The organism is Heyndrickxia sporothermodurans, assembly GCF_003055045.1.
Lineage (GTDB): Bacteria > Bacillota > Bacilli > Bacillales > Bacillaceae_C > Heyndrickxia > Heyndrickxia sporothermodurans.
Map to the genome: position 1 here is coordinate 19,778 of NZ_NAZB01000061.1, position 7,249 is coordinate 27,026.

Below are 7,249 nucleotides of genomic sequence, written 5' to 3' on the forward strand. Positions count from 1 at the left end.
ATGAGTATATTTAATTATATGGAGGATGATTCTTTAGGTAAAGTGATTGCTGTTGATACTGCTAGTGTTGTAATAAAGGTTGAAAATATTGAAAGATTACGTAGTATGCAGGTTAATCGTCTTGTAGCTCTTAGGAGTAGTAGGGCTGGTCAGCATCTTATTGGCATGGTTCAAAAAATTATTCGAAAATCTATAATGAACGAAGTTGTGGAGGAAGAAGATATTTCTGAACCTTATGAAGTAAATTCCGATAATACTGTAAAAGTAACATTAATAGGGACTTTTTTTAATAGATATATAGACAAATCCAATGTCTTTAGACGTACTTTAGAAACTGTTCCAGAGATTGATGCAGATTGCTTTCCTATTGATGGAAATATTTTAACAAACTTTATGAATGCCCTTTCATTTCATTCTGGAAGTGAAGTTAATGCGCTGAGCCTAGGTAATTACACTTTAGATGAAGAGGCGACTGCATATTTAGATGCAAATAAATTTTTTCAACGTCATGCAGTAATTGTAGGAAGCACTGGTTCTGGAAAGTCATGGACTACGGCCAAACTTCTAGAACAAGTGGCGTCTCTAAATCATTGTAACGCAATACTATTTGATTTGCATGGTGAATACCATACTTTAAGAGAAGAAGGAATAAAACATTTTAAAATAGCTGGTCCAAGCGAAATTGATAGTGAAAAGAGTTTGAAAGACGGGATACTTTTCTTCCCATATTGGTTATTGGGCTATGAAGATATGGTGAATATGTTAGTTGATCGGAGTGATCAAAATGCTCCAAACCAGTCTATGTTAATGTCTAGAACTGTAAATGATGCAAAAAGAAAGTACTTGGAGGAAATTGGAGAAACAGAAATACTGAATCATTTTACTGTTGATAGTCCTATACCATACTGTTTAAATAGTGTGCTAAAAACACTCAAAGAATTAGATACCCAAATGGTTCCTGGAGCAAAACCAAATACTCAAAAGCAAGGACAGTTTTATGGGAAACTAAGCCGTTTTATTGCAAGATTAGAAAATAAAATGAGTGATAAGAGACTGGGGTTTATGATGAATCCCCCTAAATATGTCCAAGAATGGAGTTGGATGAATCAACTATCAAAAGCTCTTTTATCTGGAAGGGATCATCAAATCAATAAGCAAGGTGGAGTAAAAATTATAGACTTTTCAGAAGTTCCGTCTGATGTACTCCCGTTAGTAATTGGTAGAATTGCCAGTCTGGTTTTTTCTATTCAGCAATGGACAGAAAAAGAAAATCGACATCCAATTGCATTACTTTGTGATGAGGCTCATCTCTATGTTCCAGAAAACACTGCTTCCACCAGCAACGTTGAGGCTGCACAAAAAAGTTTTGAGAGAATTGCCAAAGAAGGTAGGAAATATGGTGTTGGATTAGTTATTATTAGCCAACGACCTTCAGAAGTAAATAAAACAATTTTAAGTCAATGTAACAACTTTATTGCAATGCGATTATCAAATGCTGAAGATCAAAATGTAATTAAAAAGCTACTACCGGACAATTTAGGGGGAATAACTAATATTCTACCAATACTTGATCAAGGAGAAGCGCTAATTGTAGGAGACGCGAGTTTACTTCCGAGCAGGATAAGAATCTCTGAACCAGTAAATAAACCAGATAGTGGAACTATTGATTTTTGGGATGAATGGATGAAAACAGAGAAAGAAAATGTAATTGAAGATGCAGTAAGGGCATGGAGATTACAAAGTATGCAATAATTTTATATAAGTAATTCATTTCACAATATTAAATATACGATGCTTAATCCAATTTTATCTTCCACAACTGGAAGCATAATATATATCATCATTACCATATTTATGATAGATTAATAGGTCGTGAGAATTTGAATCTATCCTTTTGTTTTTCTGGAATAATTTCTAATAAAAAATTTCAGTTACCTTTAAATCGTTATGGTGAACCTCATTATATTTTAGTGTTTACCGACTTGAGATGTCGTAATTTACTAGTTTTACACAAATTTTACACATTGCTTTTATAAACCCAGTGTTATCAAGAGTTGAAGACCTATTTCGACCCCGACCACCGGTATCATAGCACTGCTTGCCAATGTAGTGAAATCAACGTTTCTTACTCTATGTAAGGAACGTTTTTTATTTATCTCAAATACGATTCTTTGAAAATTATTGTGTACATAAAATCGTGAGCGTACCTGTCATTAAACAAGGAGGAATTTAAAAATGGCAAGGCATACAAAAGAATTATCTATTGAGGAGTATCAATCATTAACAGTCCAAAAAGCGTAAAGGAAATTGATTTCAAAACTGCTCTTTCTTTATTTGTTGATGATTGTCAAATCAGAAATCTAAGCCTCAAACAATCCAATATTATAGAAATGAATTATCTGTTTTCTTTAAAATCCTAAGAGAACAGGAAATTACCCCCTCACTAGACACTATTTCTAAAGAGCATATAAAGCGATAAAGCGAAATGTCATTCTCTATATGAATGAGAAGGGATTGCAAACAGTAACAATGGACACACGTTTAAGAGCAATTAGAGCATTTTTAAATTTCCTGCATCGTGAACGGCATCTTAAAGAAATTTAGTTAATTGACATTAAACTGCTTAAAGACCGTAAAAAAATGGATAAAAATGTAAAATAACATTGACTGTTTCGGCAGTCCTATTTTAGTTCAATAAGATATACATAAAAAAACTAGCTTTTTGGTCTAGGTTTAGCGTCATCCACAGTTTTCTACACAGCAGAGAATCATAACAATTTTAAAAATCTATTCCTCCAGTCCTCTGCAAGGGCATCAACTGCCAATATCTTTTCAATTGATGCTTTATCCTGTTTTTGGTGAAAAAGAATTTGAGTAGCAAAAGAAACGGATATTTCTTTTGAGTGTTTTTCCAAAAGAGTTATTTCCGAATCGAACTTAATAGTTCCCTCTTCCAATACCCGAAAAAAGTAACCAGTTAGAGTCGTTTCAATCACTTTCTTTAAAAGTTGTTTTTCCTCGTTATAATTGGAGATAGTTACACAAGGTACCCTCCCTTGTGTTATTTGAAGAATAGTATCCCCTATTTTATATATGTCACCAATACAAACCTGTTCTTCCGTCATACCTGTTGCAGTAATATTTTCCCCAAAAGCAGGTAGAATAAGCTTTTTTTGAAATACTTCTTCCCAATAAGAGTAATGCTCGAATGGATAGAAACATACTACACGGTCTGATCCCCCGTGAAATTTGTGATTTGCAACATCATCACCAACAATGATAGATTTTTCTACTTTAAAGGATTTTACAGCCGATTTCCCTATTCCAGAAAACCCTATTTTATTATTCCAATTGTATTCCTTCGGTTTTCCAACAGCTAAATTAATAATTTTTCGATTCAATTTGAATTTACCTCACTTCAACAGAACTCCAAAATCCGCTAATATAAATTGTATTATACTAGTGTCACTTGAAAAGGTACAATTATTAAAAAAACATTGGGGTTAGGAAAAGATTAATATACTTTAAAGAATGTGCAGGAATGATCTTAAACTATAGGGTACTTTAATTAAATAAACAACTTTTCTAGAGCATACGGTTTTTTTTGTTGGTTAAAAGGCCAAATGGATTAGAAAATGTAAGTATAGACCATGACCTAAATAAAACAAATTCATTGCTCTATATCTATTAAAACCCGCCCTATTTATATGCTTATAATCATCTATTTCTAAATTAAAATGTACGTAAACAATTACTAATATTAAGTCAAGACATGGCCTGTACAATTGGAGTAATTGTTTGTATATACTATTACTTTTTGATGTTCGAACATTTATAATAGTAGGTATTATGAGCTATTTTGACGAATAGTAAATAGGGTGTCACTAAGTGATTTTAGCGATAAAATGAGATTAGCTATTACAAAGCGATAAGCATTTTAAAAATTACTCAAATTATCTCAATCTAGCTACATGAAAAGTAGATTCGAAAAAATTTATTAAATGAGGTACATAAGATGATTAACTTCCAAGACAAAGTAAGCTTCATTTGGTCAATCGCAGAGATTTTACGTGGACCATATAAACCAGAAGACTACGGTAAAATCGTTTTACCATTAGCAGTATTACGTCGTTTTGACTGTGTATTAGAGAGCACAAAAGAGGAAGTATTAGCAAAGGCAGAGCAGTTTGCTTCAATGAAAGAAGATGCTCGTGAACCGATTTTAAATCGTGTGTCAAAGCAAAACTTCCACAACACAAGTAAATATTGAATTTTTGCTTATTCAGAGCAGCTAACCGGAATTTCTCCGCTTATCTCCGCTACTTAAGCTTCCTCTATATACATTAGCCGGAAATTATCCGCCTATGAATTCTCATATCTCTACGAAAATCATCAATGAATAACTATAGAGCCAAGACCAAAGAACCGTGGTTTTGTAAATAAAAAACACAGCATTTTCTCCACAAACTAACACGTTAACTAATTAAAATGTTGCTATAGTTCGGTCTTTATCGGAGATTCAACGATTGTTATATAATTAAATTTGCTTTTTTTGCTGTGTGTATGTGCTGCCGAAGTGGGAGGCAGTATTCTCTAGGTCTATACTAGTATCTGCAAAATACACACTCCTTTTTAAAGTAATTAGAAGGAACAACCGACAACAATCTAGAAATATACAAGAGATAAAAAAGGAGGTTTCCGAATGGAAAAAACATTGCCTATAAAAAACCAAATGAATGGTGTATTTGTTCATGTTACAAATTTAAAGGTTTCAGCAAAATGGTACGCTGATTTGTTAGGACTGGACGTTGATTTAGATAGAGTCGTTTCGCCTGTTTATAATATACCCGTGGAAGGAACTACTTCATTGACTTTGGATGACCATACGTTTGATCCTGAATTTAACCATACTATTAGTTCAAGTCCCATTTTTAATTTTTACGCACCAAATATTGATGACGCCTATCAATATATTAAAGACAAAGGCATTGAAATTGTGAGAGAAATAGAGACGGTTGGCGATACAGCTTGGTTTAACATAAAAGACCCGGATGGAAATGTAGTTATGATTTGTAATTGTTAAAAGAATAGGTAAATCACCAGAAAAGGTCAACGGTTGTTGCCTTTCTACAATTTAATTTTATTAAAATTTCCTTAAAAAAATTTTGTACTAATTTCTCAATAATTTAATTTACGTAATGAAAAAAGAAAGATATTCTTTATTCAAAATTTTAGTTTCAAATAGAAGTTGAAGAAGAATAACAATTAGAGAAAATTAATAGAGTTTAATAGAAATAATTTAGAAAATTTATTTTAAAGGTGGGACTAAATTATGTCAGAATTGATTTATCATGTGGCAACTACGGCCGATGGATATATCGCAGATCCAAATTACATTGCGGATGATTCGATTTTTCTTTATGAAGGTGACCACGGACCTGACTTTTTATCTGATATTAGAGAATATGGAATTGCTTTAATGGGAGGAAAATCATACGAGCTCGGATTAAAGGATGGAATGAAACCAGGAGAGCCTTGGCCACTTGCAAAGTTTGCAAATCCCGATCTTAAGCACTATGTTTTCTCGAGTAAATTGAATATTGAGTCGAATGAGGAAGTGGGGTTTGTAAAAGAAAACGCAATTGAGTTTGTCAACGCTTTAAAACAAACAGTGAATCAAAAAATTTGGCTTTGTGGTGGTGGTCAACTGGCTGGTTCACTCCTTGACCATGAATTGATCGACACTCTTATACTAAAAGTTAATCCTGTCATGATTGGAGAAGGTATTTCACTTTTTGGTTCGAGTAAAAAACGGATTCAATTAGAACTAATGGACCTAAAAAAATATAACAATGGGGTTATATTGACAAAATACAGGATAATATACAAGTAAATGAGAGAAGAGTAATTCAGTTTTGTACAATTTCATTAGACGCTAAATCGAGTTTGATAATAAGCGGAGAAATTCCCCTTAATTTAAAAAATAGCACTGAAAATACCTTAAATAGCCGGAAAGATTCCGACTATTAACTCGAAAAACGTGAAAATGAGTAAATTTGCTTTGCTTAAGCGGAAAAACTCCACTTATATCCTACGATTTGAGCTCTATTCTGCAGTATAACCGGAAAATATCCGTCTATTTTGATTTTCTTTGGTTGCTCAAAAAGGACATCAATTACCTACTTAAGTAAAAAGACATACCAAATAGCATGTAGACAACAACAATTGTCAAGATGTTTTTTAGGCTGCGATTTTACTTTCTAAATAAAGTAGTAATGTCTCATAATCGTTGATATATAAGAGACCAAATCATATGCGATTTGGTCTGCTAATTAGCATACTATTTGGTATGTTTCTCCACTGAAACGGAACTACTTATAATTCATCGGAGCTCTTCACTTTATGTTCTGCTAAAACCTGCTGGTTTTCTTGTATATGTTTCATTAATTTCATTTAAGGTTTTTAACACAGCTTGGCTAGAATTTTTTACATCTTTCATTCTGTCACGTGTACGTTTACGTCTTAGCCCTGATGGTTCAGAGGCCACGAGAATTACGTTTTCGTCATTATAACGCATCTTGTTACTCCCAGTCATATTGTATCCCTCCTATTAAATCGGCTAAGAAGTCTGTGTATAGTGTTGTTGTATTAATTATAGCATATTCGATTTCCTCTTTAAAGGCTTCTACCTTAGTGTTACTCCATGTTTGATCCATAGGATAGTGGAAGCATAGTACATAATCTCGGATTAACCCCCGAATTTTGGACAGTATTTCTCTTAATCTCACTTTATCTTAAAATTACATTCTTTTTCGTTTCCTTTTGTCCTTTTGAGATCATAGCCATTGCTTCCATTCCTTCAAGGGTAAAGGCTTCGCCCGACTATCGTCGCCCTTGATTCCATTCCAGAAATGGCTGAAATAATTTTTGGGACAAAAGGAAGAAAAAATGGAAGGGGCGATTAAACCCGTACCTCTTTGATTTTCACGTTTTCACATTGTTGCTGTTCATAAAACTCATTTGGCGATAAGTCTAAAATACTAGAATGCATGCGTCTTTCGTTATAAAACACCATAAACTCTGCGACTGATTCATAGGCTTGTGCATACGTTTCAAATTGCCATCTTGATAAACAATCATCTTCAAAAATTCTATGAAAAGACTCAATGTGAGCATTCATATTTGGCGTTTTTGGTGGAATTCTTTCATGTTCTAGTGTATATCTTTTACAAAATTCTTCAAAGGTATG

6 protein-coding genes and 1 pseudogene are annotated in these 7,249 nt (G+C 33.2%); 4 read left to right on the top strand and 3 right to left on the bottom strand.

The genetic code is table 11. The annotated features are described in order from the left end of the window. Complete coding sequence (locus tag B5V89_RS18020; protein WP_108073344.1) at positions 1–1,752, top strand: ATP-binding protein; 1,752 nt, start codon at positions 1–3, stop codon at positions 1,750–1,752. Between the two features lie 1,016 nt (positions 1,753–2,768). Here B5V89_RS18020 and B5V89_RS18030 read toward each other — a convergent pair. Then, entirely contained in the window at positions 2,769–3,401 is a 633-nt protein-coding gene (locus B5V89_RS18030) for an MOSC domain-containing protein (protein WP_108073346.1), read from the bottom strand. A gap of 614 nt (positions 3,402–4,015) precedes the next feature. On the opposite strand from B5V89_RS18030, the pseudogene B5V89_RS18035 reads away from it, so the two are divergent. The 3 genes and pseudogenes from B5V89_RS18035 to B5V89_RS18045 all read left to right on the top strand — a co-directional run. Further along, positions 4,016–4,267, top strand: a pseudogene (locus tag B5V89_RS18035) (type I restriction-modification system subunit M N-terminal domain-containing protein); the annotation flags it as partial. Between the two features lie 435 nt (positions 4,268–4,702). After that, positions 4,703–5,083 (top strand): VOC family protein, encoded by a 381-nt coding sequence (locus B5V89_RS18040; protein ID WP_066235837.1) that lies wholly within the window; start codon positions 4,703–4,705, stop codon positions 5,081–5,083. 249 nt (positions 5,084–5,332) lie between these two features. Then, positions 5,333–5,893 carry a dihydrofolate reductase family protein gene (locus B5V89_RS18045; protein ID WP_066235838.1) on the top strand — a complete coding sequence of 187 codons (561 nt, stop codon included), beginning with the start codon at positions 5,333–5,335 and terminating at the stop codon, positions 5,891–5,893. A gap of 507 nt (positions 5,894–6,400) precedes the next feature. On the opposite strand, the gene B5V89_RS18050 is transcribed toward B5V89_RS18045, so the two are convergent. Together B5V89_RS18050 and B5V89_RS18055 are read right to left on the bottom strand one after the other, a co-directional pair. Beyond that, positions 6,401–6,595, bottom strand: a complete 195-nt coding sequence (locus B5V89_RS18050; protein WP_066235839.1) for a hypothetical protein — start codon at positions 6,593–6,595, stop codon at positions 6,401–6,403. A 366-nt stretch (positions 6,596–6,961) separates the two neighbouring features. Continuing rightward, a partial coding sequence (locus B5V89_RS18055; protein WP_142406542.1) for an integrase core domain-containing protein occupies positions 6,962–7,249 on the bottom strand: 288 nt, incomplete at its 5' end.